This is a genomic window from Trujillonella humicola, assembly GCF_046233715.1.
Lineage (GTDB): Bacteria > Actinomycetota > Actinomycetes > Mycobacteriales > Geodermatophilaceae > Trujillonella > Trujillonella humicola.
In genome coordinates this window covers 1-18,115 of record NZ_JBJNRJ010000016.1, presented here as the reverse complement: position 1 = coordinate 18,115, position 18,115 = coordinate 1, and the positions used below count along the sequence as shown (strand labels likewise).

The 18,115-nt window shown below is 75.4% G+C and carries 11 protein-coding genes; 2 read left to right on the top strand and 9 right to left on the bottom strand.

Going from position 1 to position 18,115, the window contains the following annotated elements:
• The first annotated feature begins 30 nt into the window (after positions 1–30).
• Positions 31–1,806 (top strand): acetyl/propionyl/methylcrotonyl-CoA carboxylase subunit alpha, encoded by a 1,776-nt coding sequence (locus ACK586_RS10625; protein WP_409330448.1) that lies wholly within the window; start codon positions 31–33, stop codon positions 1,804–1,806.
• Positions 1,807–2,054: 248 nt separating this feature from the next.
• Here the strand turns inward: ACK586_RS10625 and ACK586_RS10620 are convergent, their stop codons facing one another.
• The 9 genes from ACK586_RS10620 to ACK586_RS10580 all read right to left on the bottom strand — a co-directional run bounded on the left by ACK586_RS10620 (position 2,055) and on the right by ACK586_RS10580 (position 17,074).
• Positions 2,055–4,448, bottom strand: a complete 2,394-nt coding sequence (locus tag ACK586_RS10620; protein ID WP_409330447.1) for a hypothetical protein — start codon at positions 4,446–4,448, stop codon at positions 2,055–2,057.
• Between the two features lie 71 nt (positions 4,449–4,519).
• Positions 4,520–6,235 carry a reprolysin-like metallopeptidase gene (locus ACK586_RS10615; RefSeq protein WP_409330446.1) on the bottom strand — a complete coding sequence of 572 codons (1,716 nt, stop codon included), beginning with the start codon at positions 6,233–6,235 and terminating at the stop codon, positions 4,520–4,522.
• A gap of 168 nt (positions 6,236–6,403) precedes the next feature.
• The gene (locus ACK586_RS10610; protein WP_409330445.1) at positions 6,404–7,810 is read right to left on the bottom strand and encodes an NAD(P)H-quinone dehydrogenase; all 1,407 of its coding nucleotides are present in this window, start codon (positions 7,808–7,810) and stop codon (positions 6,404–6,406) included.
• A 64-nt stretch (positions 7,811–7,874) separates the two neighbouring features.
• Positions 7,875–9,353, bottom strand: a complete 1,479-nt coding sequence (mptB, locus tag ACK586_RS10605; RefSeq protein WP_409330444.1) for a polyprenol phosphomannose-dependent alpha 1,6 mannosyltransferase MptB — start codon at positions 9,351–9,353, stop codon at positions 7,875–7,877.
• A complete protein-coding gene (meaB, locus tag ACK586_RS10600) occupies positions 9,350–10,390 on the bottom strand; it encodes a methylmalonyl Co-A mutase-associated GTPase MeaB (protein WP_409330443.1) in 1,041 nt (346 codons plus the stop codon). The genes mptB and meaB overlap by 4 nt, the downstream gene beginning before the upstream one ends.
• Positions 10,390–12,609 carry a methylmalonyl-CoA mutase gene (scpA, locus tag ACK586_RS10595; protein ID WP_409330442.1) on the bottom strand — a complete coding sequence of 740 codons (2,220 nt, stop codon included), beginning with the start codon at positions 12,607–12,609 and terminating at the stop codon, positions 10,390–10,392. The genes meaB and scpA overlap by 1 nt, the downstream gene beginning before the upstream one ends.
• A 4-nt stretch (positions 12,610–12,613) precedes the next feature.
• Positions 12,614–14,575 (bottom strand): methylmalonyl-CoA mutase subunit beta, encoded by a 1,962-nt coding sequence (locus ACK586_RS10590; RefSeq protein ID WP_409330441.1) that lies wholly within the window; start codon positions 14,573–14,575, stop codon positions 12,614–12,616.
• Between the two features lie 55 nt (positions 14,576–14,630).
• Positions 14,631–15,881: an amidohydrolase gene (locus ACK586_RS10585; RefSeq protein ID WP_409330440.1), complete on the bottom strand. Its 1,251-nt coding sequence runs from the start codon at positions 15,879–15,881 to the stop codon at positions 14,631–14,633.
• Entirely contained in the window at positions 15,878–17,074 is a 1,197-nt protein-coding gene (locus ACK586_RS10580; RefSeq protein ID WP_409330439.1) for a glutamate--cysteine ligase, read from the bottom strand. The genes ACK586_RS10585 and ACK586_RS10580 overlap by 4 nt, the downstream gene beginning before the upstream one ends.
• Positions 17,075–17,499: 425 nt before the next feature.
• On the opposite strand from ACK586_RS10580, the gene ACK586_RS10575 reads away from it, so the two are divergent.
• On the top strand, positions 17,500–17,697 hold the full coding sequence (locus ACK586_RS10575; RefSeq protein ID WP_409330438.1) for a hypothetical protein: 198 nt from the start codon (positions 17,500–17,502) through the stop codon (positions 17,695–17,697).
• Positions 17,698–18,115 lie beyond the last annotated feature (418 nt).

Below are 18,115 nucleotides of genomic sequence, written 5' to 3'. Positions count from 1 at the left end.
GCCGGCCGCACACTTCGAGGGAGAACGACGGTGCAGAAGGTCCTGATCGCCAACCGCGGGGAGATCGCCGTCCGGGTCGCCCGCGCCTGCAGGGACGCCGGCCTCACCAGCGTCGCCGTGTACGCCGAGCCCGACCGCGACGCCCTGCACGTGCGCGCCGCCGACGAGGCCTTCGCCCTGGGCGGGACCACGCCCGGCGACTCCTACCTGGTGATCGACAAGATCCTCGACGCGGCCAAGCAGTCCGGCGCCGACGCGATCCACCCCGGCTACGGCTTCCTGTCCGAGAACGCCGACTTCGCGCAGGCCGTGATCGACGCCGGGCTGACCTGGATCGGGCCCTCCCCCCAGGCGATCATCGACCTCGGCGACAAGGTGGCCGCCCGGCACATCGCCACCCGGGCCGGCGCGCCGCTGGTGCCCGGCACCAAGGACCCGGTCGGCGGCGCCGACGAGGTCGTGGCCTTCGCCGAGGAGCACGGCCTGCCCGTGGCGATCAAGGCGGCGTTCGGCGGCGGCGGTCGCGGGCTGAAGGTGGCCCGCACCAAGGAGGAGATCCCCGAACTGTTCGACTCCGCCGTCCGCGAGGCCGTCTCCGCCTTCGGCCGCGGCGAGTGCTTCGTCGAGCGGTTCCTGGACAAGCCCCGGCACGTCGAGGCGCAGGTCCTGGCCGACACCCACGGCAACGTGATCGTCGTCGGCACCCGGGACTGCTCGCTGCAGCGGCGCAACCAGAAGCTGGTCGAGGAGGCCCCCGCGCCGTTCCTCACCGACGAGCAGCGCGCCCGGATCCACTCCTCGGCCAAGGCCATCTGCAAGGAGGCCGGGTACCACGGCGCCGGCACCGTCGAGTACCTCGTCGGCACCGACGGCTCGATCTCGTTCCTCGAGGTCAACACCCGCCTGCAGGTCGAGCACCCGGTCAGCGAGGAGACCAGCGGCATCGACCTGGTCCGCCAGCAGTTCCGGATCGCCGAGGGCCTGCCCCTGGAGATCACCGAGGACCCCACCCCGCGCGGGCACAGCATCGAGTTCCGGATCAACGCCGAGGACGCCGGCCGCAACTTCATGCCGGCCCCCGGCCCGGTGACCCGGCTGGAGATCCCGCAGGGTCCCGGCGTCCGGTGGGACTCCGGCGTGGAGACCGGCGGGGAGGTCGCCGGCGCGTTCGACTCGATGCTGGCCAAGCTGATCGTCACCGGCGCCACCCGCGAGGAGGCCCTGCAGCGCTCCCGCCGCGCGCTGGACGAGCTGGTGGTCGAGGGCATGCCGACCGTCATCCCGTTCCACCGCGCCGTCGTCCGCGACGAGGCGTTCACCAGCGAGCCGTTCACCGTGCACACCCGCTGGATCGAGACCGAGTGGGACAACCAGGTGCCGCCGTACTCGGCCGCGCCCGCCGAGGGCCGGGAGGCCGAGGAGCGGCAGACCGTCGTCGTCGAGGTCGGCTCGCGCCGGCTCGAGGTGTCGCTGCCCGCCGGCCTGGCGGCCGGCGGCGGTGGGCTGGGCGGGGGCGGTGTCGCGGCGGGTGCCGGCGCCAAGCCGCGCAAGCGCGGTGGCGGCCACGGCGGTTCCGCGGCCTCCGGGGACTCCCTGACCTCGCCGATGCAGGGCACGATCGTCAAGGTCGCCGTCGAGGACGGCGCCACCGTGGAGGCCGGCGACCTGGTCGTCGTCCTCGAGGCGATGAAGATGGAGCAGCCGATCACCGCGCACAAGGCCGGCACGGTCACCGGCCTGGCCGCCGAGGTCGGCGCCACGGTGACCAGCGGCGCGGTCATCTGCACCATCGCCGACGCGGAGTAGCACCGGCAGGTCCACGCATCGAGGGCCCGTCACCGGATCTCCGGTGGCGGGCCCTCGTGCCGCCGAAGTAGCCATTCCGGCGGGGCGAGCCGCCGAGATGGCCACTCGGGCGAGGTGGCGAGCCGCCGAAGTGGCCACTCGGGCGAGGTGGCGAGCCGCCGAAGTGGCCACTTCGGCGGAGCGGGCCGCCGACGTGGCCACTCGGGCGGACGTCGGGTCCTTCCTCGGGCGACGTCGAGCGGTGCCGGTCAGCGGAAGCGGACGTCGATCCCGGACACCGCGTTCCACGAGATGACCCCGCCCTGGAAGTCCTGGCGGCACCCGGTGGGGCTGCAGGTCTCACCGGCAGTCGGGTAGCCCAGCCGGCCGCTCTCCCAGCCCCGTGCCGCCCACGCGTCGCGGATGGCACCCCACGTCACGCGGGCGCCCGTCGCCGGCGACCAGTGCACCGATCCGCCCTGGAACGCCTGGTAGCAACCGCCGCTCCGCAGCCCGCAGTTCTCCCCCGACAGCGGGTAGCCCAGCCGGCCGCCCTCCCAGCCGTAGGCGCCCCACACGTCCCGGATCGCCCCCCACGTCACCCGCGCACCGGAGGCCGGCGACCAGTGGATCGACCCACCCTGGAACGCCTGCCAGCAGCCACCGCCGCGCAGCCCGCAGTTCTCCCCCGACAGCGGGTAGCCCAGCCGGCCGCCCTCCCAGCCGTAGGCGCCCCACACGTCCCGGATCGCACCCCACGTCACCCGCGCACCCGAGGCAGGAGACCAGTGCACGTACCCGCCCTGGAACGCCTGCCAGCACCCGCCGCCGCGCAGCCCGCAGTTCTCCCCCGACAGCGGGTAGCCCAGCCGCCCGTTCTCCCAGCCGTAGGCGCCCCACACGTCCCGGATCGCACCCCACGTCACCCGCGCACCCGAGGCGGGAGACCAGTGCACGTACCCGCCCTGGAACGCCTGCCAGCAGCCTCCGCCGCGCAGGCCGCAGTTCTCCCCCGTCACCGGGTAGCCCAGCCGGCCGTTCTCCCAGCCGTAGGCGCCCCACACGTCCCGGATCGCACCCCACGTGACCTGCGCACCCGTCGCGGGAGACCAGTGCACGAAGCCGCCCTGGAACGCGCGCCAGCACCCGCCGCCGCGCAGACCGCAGAACTCGGTGCCGACCGCGGGCCCCAGCCGGCTGCCGTCACCGCCCATCTGCGAGTGCTTGACCGTGATGGGGCTCGCGCCGCCCGTGGCGTCAGCCGCCGTCCGCACCGCGATCGTGGCACCGGTGGGCGAGGCTGCGGTGACCTCGATCACGACCTGCCCGCCGGCCAGCGACAGCCGGTCCCCGGGCGCGAGCGTCGTCTGCCCGTCCTCGTCCCACGCCGCCGCGGCAGAGGGCGTCCCGTCGAGCAGCAAGGACGTGTCGCCGCCCGGTCCGGGACCGGCGACCCGGACGAGCACGCCCTGGTCGAGCGGGGAGCCGCTCGACGGGTCGAGCCAGGCGTCCTGCCCGACGGCGCTGCGGTACTCGACCCAGTAGCGGGTGCCCCCGGTGTCGAGCGCGAGCACCCGCAGGCCGGTGCGGCCGCCCATCGGGGCGAGCGTGTAGGTCCCGCCGGGACCCGTGGCGGGGACCACCTGCTGCGCCGACGAGGGGAGGACGTTCAGCCGGGCCGCGTGCGGGGCGCCGAGAGACCCGACGTTCTGCCAGGAGACGCCCATGACGTCGTAGAGGTCCCAGTAGGGCACCGTCCGGCACGGGCCCGCGTCGGCGGAGCCGTCGCACTGCACCGCCGACGCGTGGCCCAGGCCGAAGTTGTGCCCGAGCTCGTGCGCGATCACCGAGGTGGACAGGCCGCGGACGTAGAGCGCGCCGCCGGCACCGGGACCCGGGCGGACCTGGGCCAGCCCGTAGGCGCACCCGCTGGACAGCCCGGTGGGGTACCGGGGGACGTACAGCAGGAGGTGCTTGCCCGGCCCGCTGGTCCAGCCGATCTGGCCGGCGATGTCGTTCCACAGCGCTCCGGACGAGTCGCAGGCGACGTTCGCGGTGACCCAGGTGGATCGCGCGGCCGTGGCGTTGATGCGCACCGCACCGTTGCTCTGGGTCTCCCAGAAGGCCGCGACGGGCCCGTTCACCGCGTCCACCACCTGCTGGGCCGTGGTGCCGTCCGGCGGCAGCGCGGCGGTCGCGGCCAGGACGACGGTGACCTCGTTGGTGTAGGGCGCCGAGGCAGGCAGCACCGGGGCCGGGTCCGCCGGCGCCACGACCTCGGCCGCGACCACCTCGTGGACGGGCTCGCTCGTCTGCGGCCCCCCGGGCTCGGCGGGGAGCTCGCCGCCGAGGGTGACCTCGACCGTCGCGCCGACCGGGACCTCGCCGACGCCGGCGGAGTCCACCAGGACGTCCGTGCCGTCGTCCGCGGCCACCCAGCTGAGCAGCGCCGCGTCGGCGTGCGCGGCCGCCTCCTCGGCGTCGGCGTACTCGGCCCACGCCTGGACCAGCTCGCCGACGACGGTGTCCCCGGCGGCGGGGGCTTCCCCGGTGGCGGGGCCGTCCTCGGCGCGGGCCGGCAGCCCGGCGAGCACGGTCAGGGCGACCGCGCCGGCGAGGAGGAGCGGCAGCCGCGGGGACCGCGGCCGGGAAGCAGTGTGCACGGACGACTCCTGGACGAGGGGGACCACCTCCCTCATCGGCCACCCGCGGGCCGAACTGGAGCCGGGCGGGGTCAGGCGCGCCGCACGCGCAGCCGGCGGAGGGCGCGGGCGCCGGCCAGCACCGCCCCGGTCACGCAGCAGCCGGTCAGCAGCGGGAGCAGCCAGGACGACGAGGCGCTGCGGGTCTGCGCCGCCAGCTCCTGCCCCTCGCCGGGGGCCGCCACCGCGGTCACCGGACCGGCCTCGACCGCCGGCGCGGTGTCCACGGCACCGGCGGCCGGCGGGGCCGCGGGCACGCCCCGCCCGCCCGGCACGACCGGCGCGCCGGCGGGACGGGCCGCGCCGGTCGCCCCGCTGCCCGGCTGCACCTCGGGGGCCGGGCCCGTGCCGGTGCCGGCCGGGGGGACGGGAACCGGGCGGGCGGCGGGCTGCACGAGCACGGTGACCCCCGCGCTCCCGTCGGCGCCCGGGCCCTGCACGGTCACGGTGAACGCCCCGCCGCCGACCGGGACCGGGACGCCGACGGGCAGCGCCGCCTGCAGGTCGCCGTCCCACCCGGCGGCGGCGCTGGGCGTGCCGTCGAGCAGCAGCGCCGTGTCGGTGTGCTCGCCGGCCCGGTGCAGGAGCACGCCGGAGTCCAGCCGGAACCGGTTCGCCGCACCGGACAGCCAGCCGTCCTGGCCGACCGCCGCCCGGTTCTCCAGCCAGTAGACGGCGCCGTCCGCGGCGGTCAGCCGCACGGCGCGGGTGCCGCCGGTCGCGCCCAGCGGCGCGAGGGTCACGGCGGTCTCCGGGTCACCGACGGCCAGCACCTGCTGCGCCGCGGCCGGCAGGACGCCGAGCTGGTCGGCCTGGGCGGCGTTGAGCGAGCCCAGCTGCTCCCACGAGGCGCCCATGACGTCGTAGTAGTCGCGGTAGCCGGCGGTGCGGCACTCCCCGGTCTCCACGGCGCCGTCGCACTGCCGGGCCGAGGAGTGCCCCAGGCCCATGTTGTGCCCCAGCTCGTGGGCGATCAGCGACGGCATGAGGCTGCGCACGTAGACCCGCCCGCCCGAGCCCGGGCCGGTGCCGACCTGCGCCAGGCCCGCCGAGCAGCCGGCGAGCTGCGCCGGCCGGCTGCTCACGTACACGACGAGGTGCCGCCCGGGGCCGGGCCGGAACCCGGAGGCGGCCGCGGCCTCCGCCCACAGCCCGGCGGGGTCGTCGCAGCCGGCGGTGGTGGTCACCCAGTCCGGGTGGACGTGCGCCACGGCGAAGCGGACGGCGTCGCCGGTCTGCCCGGCCCAGAAGCGGGACACCGGGCCGTCGACCACCGCGGCCAGTGCCGCGACGTCGGTGCCGTCCGGCACCCCGCCGGCGGGCACGACCCGGACCACGGTGACGGCGTTGCTGGGGGTGGCGGCCGCGACCGGAGCGGCCTCCCGCACCTCACCGGCCAGCACGGCGCGGGCGTCGTCCGCGGTCGCCTCCCCCGCCGGGCCGGCGCCCGGCTCGAGGGTCAGCTCGACGGTGGACCCGACGGGCAGCCCGGCGACGTCCTCGGTGGACACCGGCACGGCCTCGCCGGCGGCGGTCTCCACCCAGCTCAGCGGCTGCTCGGCCCCGTGGTCGTGCCCGGCACCCGGGAGCGTCTCCGGCCAGGCCTGCACCAGCTCGCCGACGACCGTCTCGGCGGCCACGGCGGTGTCGTCGGCGGAGGCCGCACCGGGCAGCACGAAGGGCGCCAGGACGGCGGCGGCGACCAGCAGCAGCGGGGGGACGCGACGACCGGTGGGCAGAGGAGGCATCCCCTGCTCCATCGGCGGCCCGCGCGCGCGTCGGCACCGGATCGGCGGAGTCGAGCCGAACTCCCGTCACAGCCGCCGCACCGGACCCGCCCGGCGCTCTCCCACCGTCGCGGCCGGCGCACCCGCCCCACCGGTCCCCGGCGCGGCGCACCACCCGCCCCGCCGACATCACGCCAGGGCGTCGGCCCCCATGAGACGCCGGCCGGCCTCGGTGATCGATCCCGACAGCGAGGGGTAGATCGCGAAGGTCTGGGCCAGGTCGGTGACGGTGAGTCCCTTGGTGACGGCCAGGGCGATCGGCAGGACCAGCTCCGAGGCGCCGGGCGAGACGACGACGCCGCCGACGACGACCCCGGTGGCCCGGCGGGCGAACAGCTTCACGAAGCCGTCGCGCATGTCGGCCATCTTGGCCCGGGCGTTGGTGGCCAGCGGCAGCCGGACGGTGTCCAGCGGCATGCCCTCCGGGAACGCCCCCTCCTGCACCCCGACGGTGGCGATCTCCGGGTGGGTGAAGACGTTGGCCGCGACGGTCTTGAGCCGGATCGGCTGCACCGCCTCGCCCAGCGCGTGCCACATGGCGATCCGGCCCTGCATCGCCGCGACGCTGGCCAGCTGGAAGACCCCGGTGACGTCACCGGCGGCGTAGATGCCGGGCACCGAGGTGCGCGAGACCCGGTCCACGACCACGTGGCCGCTCTCGCTGACGGCCACGCCGCACTGCTCGAGGTTCAGCCCGCCGGTGTTGGGGACGGTTCCCACGGTCATCAGCGCGTGCGAGCCCTCGACGGTGCGCCCGTCGGTGAGCGTGACCAGCACGCCCTTCTCGGTGCGCTCGACGGTCGCCGCGCGGCCCCGCTGGGTGATCTTCCCGCCGCGGGACTGGAAGACCTGCTCGAGCACCTCGGCGGCGTCGGCGTCCTCCCCGGGCAGCACGCGGTCGCGGGAGGAGACCAGCGTGACCGGGACGCCGGCCTCCAGGTAGCCGGAGGCGAACTCGGCGCCGGTGACGCCGGACCCGACGACGACCAGGTGGTCGGGCATGTCCTCGAGGTCGTACACGTCGCGCCAGTCGAGGATGCGCTGGTGGTCGGGCTCGGCGCCGGGCAGCACGCGCGGGTCGGCCCCGGTGGCGATGAGGACGACGTCGCACTCGATCCGCTCGGTGACCGCGCCGGAGCGGTCGAGCACCTCGACCCGGTGCTCGACCAGCCCGCGGACGTCGTCGGCCAGCCGCCCCTGACCGGCGAGGATGCGCACGCCCTCGGCGGTCAGCCGGGCGTGGATGTCGGCCGACTGCGCCACCGCCAGCCCCTTGACCCGGTGGTTGACCGCCGCCAGGTCCATGCCCGCGGTGCGCAGGTCGGCGCCCTGCACCCCCAGCGCCGCGGAGTCGCGGACGCCGGTCATCGCCCCGGCCGAGGCGATGAACGCCTTGGAGGGGACGCAGTCGGTCAGCACGCTGGCACCCCCGACCCCGTCGCGCTCGACCACGGTGACCGAGGCACCGAGGGAGGCGCCGACCAGCGCGGCCTCGTAGCCGGCGGGACCGCCGCCGATGATGACGATGCGGGTCATGGCTGTGCTCCTGTGCTCGCGGACGTGCCGGGGCCATTGTCCCCGCTGCGGCACCCCTGTGCGGTCAGGGGGCGGCCCGGGCGGGCACCGGCGGCCGGCGGCGGCGCCGGTGCCACCACGCGGCGCCGAGGGCCGCGAGGACGCCGGCCACGACGACGGCGTCGGCGAGCGGCCGGCCGAGCAGCGGCAGCGTGCCCTGGCCGCCGGGGAGGGCGAGGAACACCGCGGCGACGGACGCCACGACGACGATCCGGCGCTCGAGGGCCACCCCGGTCAGGGCCAGGAACGCCAGGGGCCAGGACAGGTACCACGGCCAGACCACGCTGCCGGACACGACGACGGTCACGAAGATCCACCCGGTCGCGCGCAGGATCCCCCACTCGGGCACGCGGGTCAGCAGCCAGAGGCAGACCAGCGCGCCGATGCCGAGCGCCACGGCGCGGATCGGGCCGACCGGCGGGTCGTCGGTGCTGAACAGGTAGGCCAGGGCCGTGGGCGGGGACAGCGGCTCCTGGGCCAGGCCCGGGACCGAGACGTTGCCCACCCAGGTCAGCCCGTAGCCGCAGGCGGTGACCGCGATCAGGAACACGCCCAGCCCCGTCCCGCCGACCTGCGCCAGCCGCCGGACCCGCCGGGCGGTCCCGGTCAGCCGCCAGGCCGCGTCGACGGCGATCACGGCGACGACGGCGAGCGCCATGATCTTCACCCCCGCCCCCACCGCGCACAGGGTGACCGCCAGGTACGGGCGGTGGGCGAACGCGGCCCACGCCCCGGCCAGCACGAACGCGAGCATGATCGCGTCGTTGTGGCTGCCGGAGACCCCGTGCAGCAGGAGCACCGGGTTGGCGACGACGAGCCAGAGCGAACCGGCCGGGTCCAGGCCGCAGCGCCGGGCGATGCCGAGCACGCAGACGGCGGAGGCGACGATCGCCAGCACGGTGAGGACCCGCAGGGCGACGACCATCAGCCGCACGTCCTCGTCGAACAGCCACCCCAGCAGGCCGAGCAGGCGGACGAACAAGGGGCTGTACGGCGAGGGCTGCTCCAGCCAGATGGGCTCCCCGCCGCGGATGCCGGGCAGGTCTCCCGCGGCGTCGGGCCCCTCGGTGAACGGGTGGACGCCGTTCTGCATGCTCGCGCCCACGGCCGCGTAGTGGTAGACGTCCGGGCTGAACAGCGGGATGCCGATCGCCAGGGGCACCGACCACAGCGTGGCGACGACGGCCACGGCCCGGGTGCCCGCCCCCAGCCGCACCGCGAGGCCGAGCAGCAGCCAGGCGCCGGCGAAGACGGCCAGGGCCAGCCCGGCCAGGACGAGGGCGGGCCGCCCGCCCAGCTGCGTGCGGGTGAGGGACTCGACCTGGAAGAACCACAGGTCGTCGGCGGCGACCTTGCGGCCCACCGACGTGCCGGCCAGCGCGAGGTAGGTGGCCGCCAGCGTCCCGCTCACCGCGGCGGCGAGCAGGGCCCACCGGCGCCGGGCGTCCCGGTCCGGCGCCGGGCCGGGCGCGGCGGGGACGGCGGTGCGCGTGCTGCCGGTCACGGGCTGCCCGGCCCCTTCCCGGCGGCACCGTCGGGGGTGCTCCGCGCCTCGTCCGGGCCGTGCAGGAACAGCTCCAGCAGCTCCTGCGCGGCACCGGCCGGTGTGACCTCGCCGGCCAGCACGGCCCGCTCGAGCTCCGGCCCGCGCGACCGCACGCCGGGGTGCGCCCGCAGCCGGTGCTCCAGGCCGCTGCGCACCAGCTGCCAGGTCCAGCGCACCTGCTGGGTGCGCCGGCGCTCGTCCAAGGCGCCCGAGGCCCTCGCCCGGTCCTGGTGCTCGACCAGCTTGGCCCAGACCTCGTCGAGGCCCTCGCCGGTCAGCCCCGCGCAGGTCATGACCGGCACGTCCCAGTCCTCGCCGTGGCCGCGCAGCATGCGGATGGCGCCGGCCAGCTCGCGGGCAGCCTTGCGGGCGTCGGCGGCGCCGGGCCCGTCGGCCTTGTTCACCGCGATCACGTCGGCGATCTCGAGGATGCCGCGCTTGATGCCCTGCAGCTGGTCGCCGGTGCGGGCCAGCGTCAGGAAGAGGAAGGAGTCGACCATCTCGGCGACGGTGACCTCCGACTGCCCGACGCCCACGGTCTCGACCAGGACGACGTCGTGGCCGGCGGCCTCGACCACCACCATCGACTCCCGGGTCGCCTGGGCCACCCCGCCGAGGGTGCCCGCGGTGGGCGAGGGCCGCACGAAGGCGCGCGGGTCGACCGACAGCCGCTGCATCCGCGTCTTGTCCCCCAGGATCGACCCCCCGGAGCGCGCCGAGGAGGGGTCGACGGCGAGCACCGCCACCTTCGAGCCGGCGCCGGTGAGGGTGGAGCCCAGCTGGTCGATGAACGTGGACTTGCCGACGCCGGGGACCCCGCTGATGCCCACCCGCCGGGCGCCACCGGCGTGCGGCAGCAGCTCGACCAGCAGCTCCTGCGCGCGCTCGCGGTGGTCGGCCCGCCGGGACTCGACGAGGGTGATGGCGCGCGCCATCGACCGCCGGTCGCCGGCCAGGACCCCGTCGACGAGCGCCGCGACGTCGACAGCGCCCATCAGTGACCGAGGCGCGCGGACAGCGTTCGCAGCAGCCCCTGCGCGGCCTCGGCGATGACCGTGCCGGGCAGGAAGACCTCGGCGGCGCCCATCTCCTTGAGCGTCGGCACGTCGTCGGGCGGGATGACCCCGCCGACCACGATGACGACGTCGTCGGCGCCGAGCTCGGCCAGCGCCTCCTTGAGCGCGGGCACGAGCGTGAGGTGGCCGGCGGCCAGCGACGAGACGCCGACGACGTGCACGTCGGCCTCCACCGCCTGCCGGGCGACCTCCTCCGGCGTGGAGAACAGCGGGCCCACGTCGACGTCGAAGCCGAGGTCGGCGAACGCGGTCGCGATGACCTTCTGGCCGCGGTCGTGGCCGTCCTGACCCATCTTGGCCACGAGGATCCGCGGACGGCGGCCCTCGGCCTCCTCGAACGCCTCGGCCAGCGCGCGCGTCTCCTCCACGGGCCCGGACGCTCCTGCCTCGTCGCGGTACACACCGGAGATGGTGCGGATCTGCGCCTGGTGCCGCCCGTAGACGGCCTCCAGCGCATCGGAGATCTCCCCCACCGTGGCCTTGGCGCGGGCGGCGTCGATCGACAGCTTCAGCAGGTTGGCGTCCAGGTCGTTGCCGCGGCGGCCCTCGGCGGCGGCGCGGGCGGCGTCGGTCAGCCGGGACAGCGCCTCGCGGGCGGCCGCCTCGTCGCGCTCGGCCCGCAGCCGTTCCAGCTTGGCGGTCTGCTCGGCCAGCACCTGGGCGTTGTCGACGCGGAGGACCTCGATGGCCTCGTCGGCGTCCACCCGGTACTTGTTCACGCCGATGACCGGCTGGCGGCCGGAGTCGATCCGGGCCTGGGTGCGGGCCGCGGCCTCCTCGATGCGCATCTTCGGGATGCCGTCGTCGATCGCGCGGGCCATGCCGCCGTGCTCGGCGACCTCCTGGATGTGCGCCCACGCCCGGCGGGCCAGGTCGTAGGTCAGCTTCTCCACGTACGCCGAGCCGCCCCACGGGTCGGCGACCCGGGTGGTGCCCGACTCCTGCTGCAGCAGCAGCTGGGTGTTGCGGGCGATCCGGGCGGAGAAGTCGGTGGGCAGGGCCAGCGCCTCGTCCAGGGCGTTGGTGTGCAGCGACTGGGTGTGGCCCTGGGTGGCGGCCATCGCCTCCAGGCAGGTGCGGACGACGTTGTTGTAGACGTCCTGCGCGGTCAGCGACCAGCCCGAGGTCTGCGAGTGGGTGCGCAGCGACTGCGACTTGGGCGAGGTGCCGCCGGCCTCCTTCACGAGCTTGGCCCACAGCAGGCGCCCGGCCCGCATCTTGGCGACCTCCATGAAGAAGTTCATGCCGATCGCCCAGAAGAAGCTCAGCCGCGGGGCGAACGTGTCGACGTCCATCCCGGCGGACCGGCCCGCCTTCAGGTACTCGACGCCGTCGGCCAGCGTGTAGGCCAGCTCCAGGTCGGCGGTCGCCCCGGCCTCCTGGATGTGGTAGCCGGAGATCGAGATGGAGTTGAAGCGCGGCATCTTCTGCGCGGTGAAGGCGAAGATGTCGCTGATGATCTGCAGCGAGGGCCCGGGCGGGTAGATGTAGGTGTTGCGGACCATGAACTCCTTGAGGATGTCGTTCTGGATGGTCCCGGCGAGCTGCTCGGGGGCCACCCCCTGCTCCTCGGCGGCGACGACGTAGAGCGCCAGCACCGGCAGCACCGCGCCGTTCATGGTCATCGAGACGCTCATCCGGTCCAGCGGGATGCCGTCGAACAGCTGCCGCATGTCCAGGATCGAGTCGATCGCCACGCCGGCCATGCCGACGTCGCCCTTCACCCGCGGGTGGTCGGAGTCGTAGCCGCGGTGCGTGGCCAGGTCGAAGGCCACCGACAGCCCCTTCTGCCCGGCGGCGAGGTTGCGCCGGTAGAAGGCGTTGGACGCCGCGGCGGTCGAGAAGCCCGCGTACTGGCGGACCGTCCACGGCTGCGTCGTGTACATGGTCGGGTAGGGCCCGCGCAGGAACGGCGGCAGCCCCGGGTAGGTGTCCAGGAAGTCGACGCCGGCCAGGTCGGCGGGGGTGAACAGCGGCGGGACGTCGATGCCCTCGGGCGTGTGCCAGGTGGCCTCGGCGACGCTGCGGCCGGTGGCCTCCTCGTAGCGCTTGGCCCAGTCGTCCGGCGATGCCCCGCCCGAACCACTGGCCGCGGGGCGGCCCAGCTCGGCGGACCCGAAGTCGGGGATGGTGGTCATGCCGTCACTCCTGCCCGTCCGAGTCGCCGGAATGGCCATTCTGGCGACCATCCGGGACTCCCAGCTGCTCGTGGGCGGTGCGCAGCGCCTGCAGCGCGTCGCATCCGGCGTACACGTACCCGTCGACGCCGTCCACCGCCAGGGACGGCTTGCCCGCCAGCCACACCGCGGTGGCGCCGGCGGCCCGCAGCTCGGCGGCGAGCGCCGCGGCCGACCCGGCGTAGTCCTTGTCGGTGCCGCAGATGCAGGCCACCGTCGTCCCGGCGTCGGCGAGGCCGGAGGCGCCGTCGGCGGCGGGGGTCTCCAGGCCGCCGGCCTGGAAGAGGTTCGCGGCGAAGGAGGCGCGGGCGGTGTGCCGGGCCTCGGGACCGAGGGTGGCGAGGTAGACGCGCGGGCGCTGCGGTGCGGCGTCGGCGCGGTCGCGCAGCTCCTCGAACTCCTGCGCGGCGCGCACGCGCGGCAGGCCGGCGCCGGTGGCCGGGAGGACCTCCGCGGTCGGCTTGCGCTGCGGGAGCTTCTCGGTGAGGTTCGGGAACTCGCTGACGCCGGTGATCGCGTCCGACCGCGTCGCCAGGTGCTTCCGGCGCTCCTCCCAGGCCGCGGTCACCCGATCGCGGACCAGCCCGTCGGCCAGCGCCCGGACGATGCCACCGGCTCGCTCGATCTCGGTGAACCACGTCCACGCGGCCTGCGCGAGGTCCTCGGTGAGCGACTCGACGTACCAGGAGCCGCCGGCGGGGTCGAGGACGCGGGCCAGCGACCCCTCCTCCACCAGCAGGCTCTGGGTGTTGCGCGCGATCCGCCGGGAGAAGGCGTCGGGCAGGCCGAGGGCGGCGTCGAACGGCTGGACGGTGACGACGTCGGCCCCGCCCACGCCCGCGGCGAAGCAGGCGACCGTCGTCCGCAGCATGTTCACCCAGGGGTCGCGCCGGGTGGTCATCACCGAGGAGGTGACCGCGTGCTGGCGCTGGGCGCGGGCCGCGGGCGAGGCGCCGGAGAGCTCGCCGACGCGGTCCCACAGCCGGCGCGCGGCGCGCAGGGCGGCGATGGTCGTGAACTGGTCCGCGGTGGCGGCGTATCGGAAGTCGAGCTGGCCGAACGCCTCGTCGACGGAGAGACCGCCGTCGGTGAGCGCGCGCAGGTAGGCGACGCCCGCGGCCAGCGAGCAGCCGAGCTCCTCGACCGCGCCGCCGCCGGCGTCGTGCACCACGGTGGCGTCGACGGCCACGGTGCGCAGGCCCGGGTGGGCCATCGCCCGGCGGGCGAGGCCGGCGAGGCCCGACAGGTCCTGCTCCTGTCCGGTCGTCGCCTGCACGCCGAGCGGGTCCAGCCCCAGCGACCCGCCGGGGGCGATGTCGTCGCGGCTGTCGATCAGCGAGAGGAACGCCTCGGCCGCCGCCGTCCCGCCCTGCACCGTGACCGGCGCCAGGTCGAGGTAGACGTCGGCGAGCACCTCGCCGAGCGAGCCCACCGGGACGGCGCCCTCGCCGACCACCAGCCACAGCGAGGAGACGCCGTTCTCCAGGTCGGCAGCGATCGCCTCCCGGGTGGCTGCCACGTCGGGGTCCGCGTGCCGCTGGCGCACGTCCCAGCCGCCGGGCACGTCGCTGTCGGCGCCGCCGGCGGCGGTCTCCCCCGCCGCGCCGGCGCGCGCGCCCCGCACGAACGGCGGGATGCCGGGGACGCCGACCGCGGTGGGCAGGTCGCCGGCGTCCTCGGCGGTGTACAGCGGGGCCACGCTCACGCCGGTGGCCACGGTGCGGCGCAGGGCGTCCTCGGCGCGCTCGGGCAGGTCCTCGCGGCCGGCCTTGCGCAGCACACCGGCGACGAGCTCGCGCCACTGCTCGCGGGTCGCGGCGGGGAACTCGCCGGCCAGCACGAGGTCGTCGGGGACCTCGTGCTCGGCCGGGACGTGGTCCTCGACGGGTGTGGCGTCGGCCGGGGCCGGCTGTGCGGGGGAACTCATCGATGGGCTCCGGTGCTTCCGGGCCTCCGGAGAGGCGGTGCGCGCTGGGACCGTTCTACCGGCGCTCCCGTGGCGCCGGGCGGCCGGGTGCCGGGGAGCGGCCCTCCGAGGGGGTCCCGCGGTCGGCGACGAGGGCGTGCAGCGCGGTGCGGGCCAGCAGCCGCACGGCCACCCCGATGGCCTGCTCGTCGACGTCGAACGTGCCGCGGTGCAGGTCCAGCGGGGGCCCGCCGCCGTGGGTGCCCAGCCGGGCGAGCGCGATCGGCAGGACGTCGGCGAACCAGCCGAAGTCCTCCCCGCCCATGCTCTGCGGCGACAGCCGGACGCCGTCGGCACCCACGGTCTCGATCGCCGCCGAGCGCAGCAGCGCGACGGCCCGCGGGTCGTTGACCACCGGTGGCACGCCGCGCACGTAGTCGACCTCCACGCTCGCGCCCGTGGTGGCGGCGACCCGCTCGACCAGGCCGCGCAGCAGCTCCTCGGCGGACTGCCACGCCTCGCGGTCCAGCACCCGGACGGTGCCGCTCAGCTGGCCGCGCTGGGGGATGGCGTTCGCGGCCTTCCCGGCGCGGACCGCGCCCCACACCACCGACATGCCCGCCCGCGGGTCGACCTGGCGGGAGAGCAGGCCGGGCAGGTCGGTGATCAGCCGGCCGAGGGCGTCGACGAGGTCGACGGTCATCTGCGGCCGGGCGGTGTGCCCGCCGGGGCCGGTGAGGACGACGTCCATCCGGTCGCAGGCGGCGGTGATCGCCCCCGTCCGCAGGCCCACGGAGCCGGCCGGGAGTGACGGGTCGCAGTGGAGCGCGAAGGCGCGGGACGCGCCGTCGAGGACGCCGGCGGCCACCACCCCGGTCGCCCCGCCGGGCACCGTCTCCTCGGCCGGCTGGAAGACGCAGCGGACGGTGCCGGGCAGCCCGTCGAGCGAGGCGAGGGCCAGCGCGACCCCGAGGACGGCGGTCGTGTGCACGTCGTGCCCACACGCGTGGCACATGCCCTCGCGGGTCGAGGCGTAGGGGACGTCCTTGAGGTCGGGGATGGGCAGGGCGTCGATGTCCCCGCGGAGGACCACGACAGGGCCCTCCCCCGAGCCGACCTCGACGACCAGGCCCGTGCCGCTGGGCAGCCGCTTGGGCGTCAACCCGGCGTCGCGCAGCTTCTGCTCGAGGAAGGAGGTGGTCTCGAACTCCGCGTAGGCCAGCTCCGGGTGGGCGTGCAGGTGCCGGCGGACGGCGACCAGCCGGTGCTCGCGGTCGCTGGTCCACCGGTCGACCGCCGCCCCGAGATCGTCGACGACCGACGTCATGCCGCCGACCCCGGCGCGGGCGACGGACCGCCGGCCGGCCGGGCGGTGCCGGACGGCGTGGCGCCGAGGCCGTCGCGCAGCTCGGCCACCAGCGCGTCCACCACCGCCCGCAGGTCGCCGTCGTGCGCGGCGGCGACGGCCCGCTGCCGCTGGTAGGACGCACCGGCGGCGAGCACCCGCTCGATGTCGGCCAGCTCGTCGGCGCAGCCCAGCCGGCGGGCGGTGGGCGCGAGGTCCTCGGCGAGGTCGAGCAGCGCCTGGCGCACCGGCCGGACCGTGCCCTTCTCGTCCACCACGATGTCGGCGTCCAGCCCGTAGCGGGCCGCCCGCCACTTGTTCTCCCGCAGCACCCAGTCCGGCGGTGTCGGCAGCGTGTAGCCCCGATCGAGCTGGGTGTCGAACTGCTCGACCAGGCACTGGGAGAAGGCGGCGACGACGCCGACCTCGTCGAGGGTGGGCAGGCCGTCGCAGATCCTCAGCTCGACGGTGCCGAAGTCCGGGTGCGGGCGGATGTCCCACCACACCTCGCGGACGGTCTCGATCGCGTGGGTGGAGATCAGCGTCTCCATGTAGCTCTCGAACTGCGGCCAGCCGGAGAGCTGATACGGCAGGCCCGCCGTCGGCATCGACTCGAAGACCTTGCTGCGCGCCGAGGCCAGCCCGGTGTCGGCGCCGACCCAGTACGGCGAGGACGCCGACAGCGCCAGGAAGTGCGGCACGTACTGGGTGAGCGCGTTGACGATCGGCACGGCCTTCTCCGGCGCGCGCACCCCCACGTGCACGTGGACGCCGAAGATCTGCAGCCGGCGGGCCAGCCACTGCATCTTCTCGACCAGCTCGAGGTAGCGCTCCTTCGGCGAGATGCGCTGGGTCTGCCAGTCGGTGAACGGGTGGGTGCCCGCGCACATCAGGTCCAGCCCGCGGCGGTCGGCGGCGGCCGCGACCTCCGCGACGGTGCCGGCCAGGTCGGCCTTCGCCTCCGCGACGGTCGTGCAGACCCCGGTGATCACCTCGACGGTCGACTGCAGCAGCTCGTGCTTGGCCTTGGCCGGTTCGGTCTCGCCCTCGGGGGTCAGCTCCGCGAGGATCTCGATCGCCCCCGCGGTCAGCTCACGGGTCTCCCGGTCGACCAGCATCAGCTCCCACTCGACACCGAGGCTGGCCCGCTCGGAGGAGTTGAAGGGGATCTGCACCCCCGGAGTCTAAGAACGATCACGCTCCTCCACCGGCCGAGCGGCGCGTGGGCGCTTGCTCGCCGCGCGACGGCCGCCGCGGGACGGTCACCGCCGCACCGTCGGCGACGCCGCCGAGGACGACGGAAGGACGGCGCCCTACACTCGCTCGCCGGCGTCCCAGAGGGCGGCCTGTGGAACACGGGCGCCCGAGTCGGGACGCTGTGCGCTGATGTGCAACTTCCGGCTCGAGGACTACCCACCTGCGCACACTGTTGCGTCTGCAACCGCTGCAGACCGGTGTCCTCGAGTGGGCCGCGCTGGGACCCTTGGCCCGCTCGCTCGGGGGGCGGCACATGAGACAGATCGATCTTGTGGCCTGCACGTTCGGGGGAGTCCGGTCGCCCGGCCTGCTTTCGGGGCGACGCGCGGCGCATCCTGGCGCGATGACGAAGCAGACGACCTGGGCGGTCCTCACCGCAGTGCTCATGATCGTGTGGGCTCTCGCCGTCGGTCTGCTGTCCGTCTTGGCCGACTGGACGAGTGGCAAAGGACTGGTAGTCGCCGGTGCCGTCTCCGGCGCGGGAGGGGTGGCGATCCTCTGGCTTCGACTCCGGCGACTGCCGAAGTCACCCACGCGGTGACCCGAGTCGCGAGTGGGCCGCTCGGAGCCAGTTCTCGCAGCAACTCAGGCGACATCGATGTCGGTCAGGACGCTCACATCAGCGAGCGGCACGAGGACCCTGCCGCCGGCAAAGACCTCGAGCTCGCAGATCCGTCCCTCCAGGACATGCAGAGAGATCTCCACCGACGCCTCGCCGGCGATGCGAGCCGTGCCCGCTATGCGGGCTCTTCGTACCTGCGGTGGGTGTGAGGGACTCGCGCGTGTGAGTTGAGGCCGGGATGGGGTCGAGGCCTTCCAAGATCGGAAGCGACCAAGCTGCCCGACCGGAAGGCCTCGACTGTGGTTCCCCCGAGATCGTGGAGGGCTTCCCTATGCCGCTGCTCGGTCGAGCGCGGTCGTCTCGTAGGTGATTGGTGACAGGTTCCCGGCGGCACTGT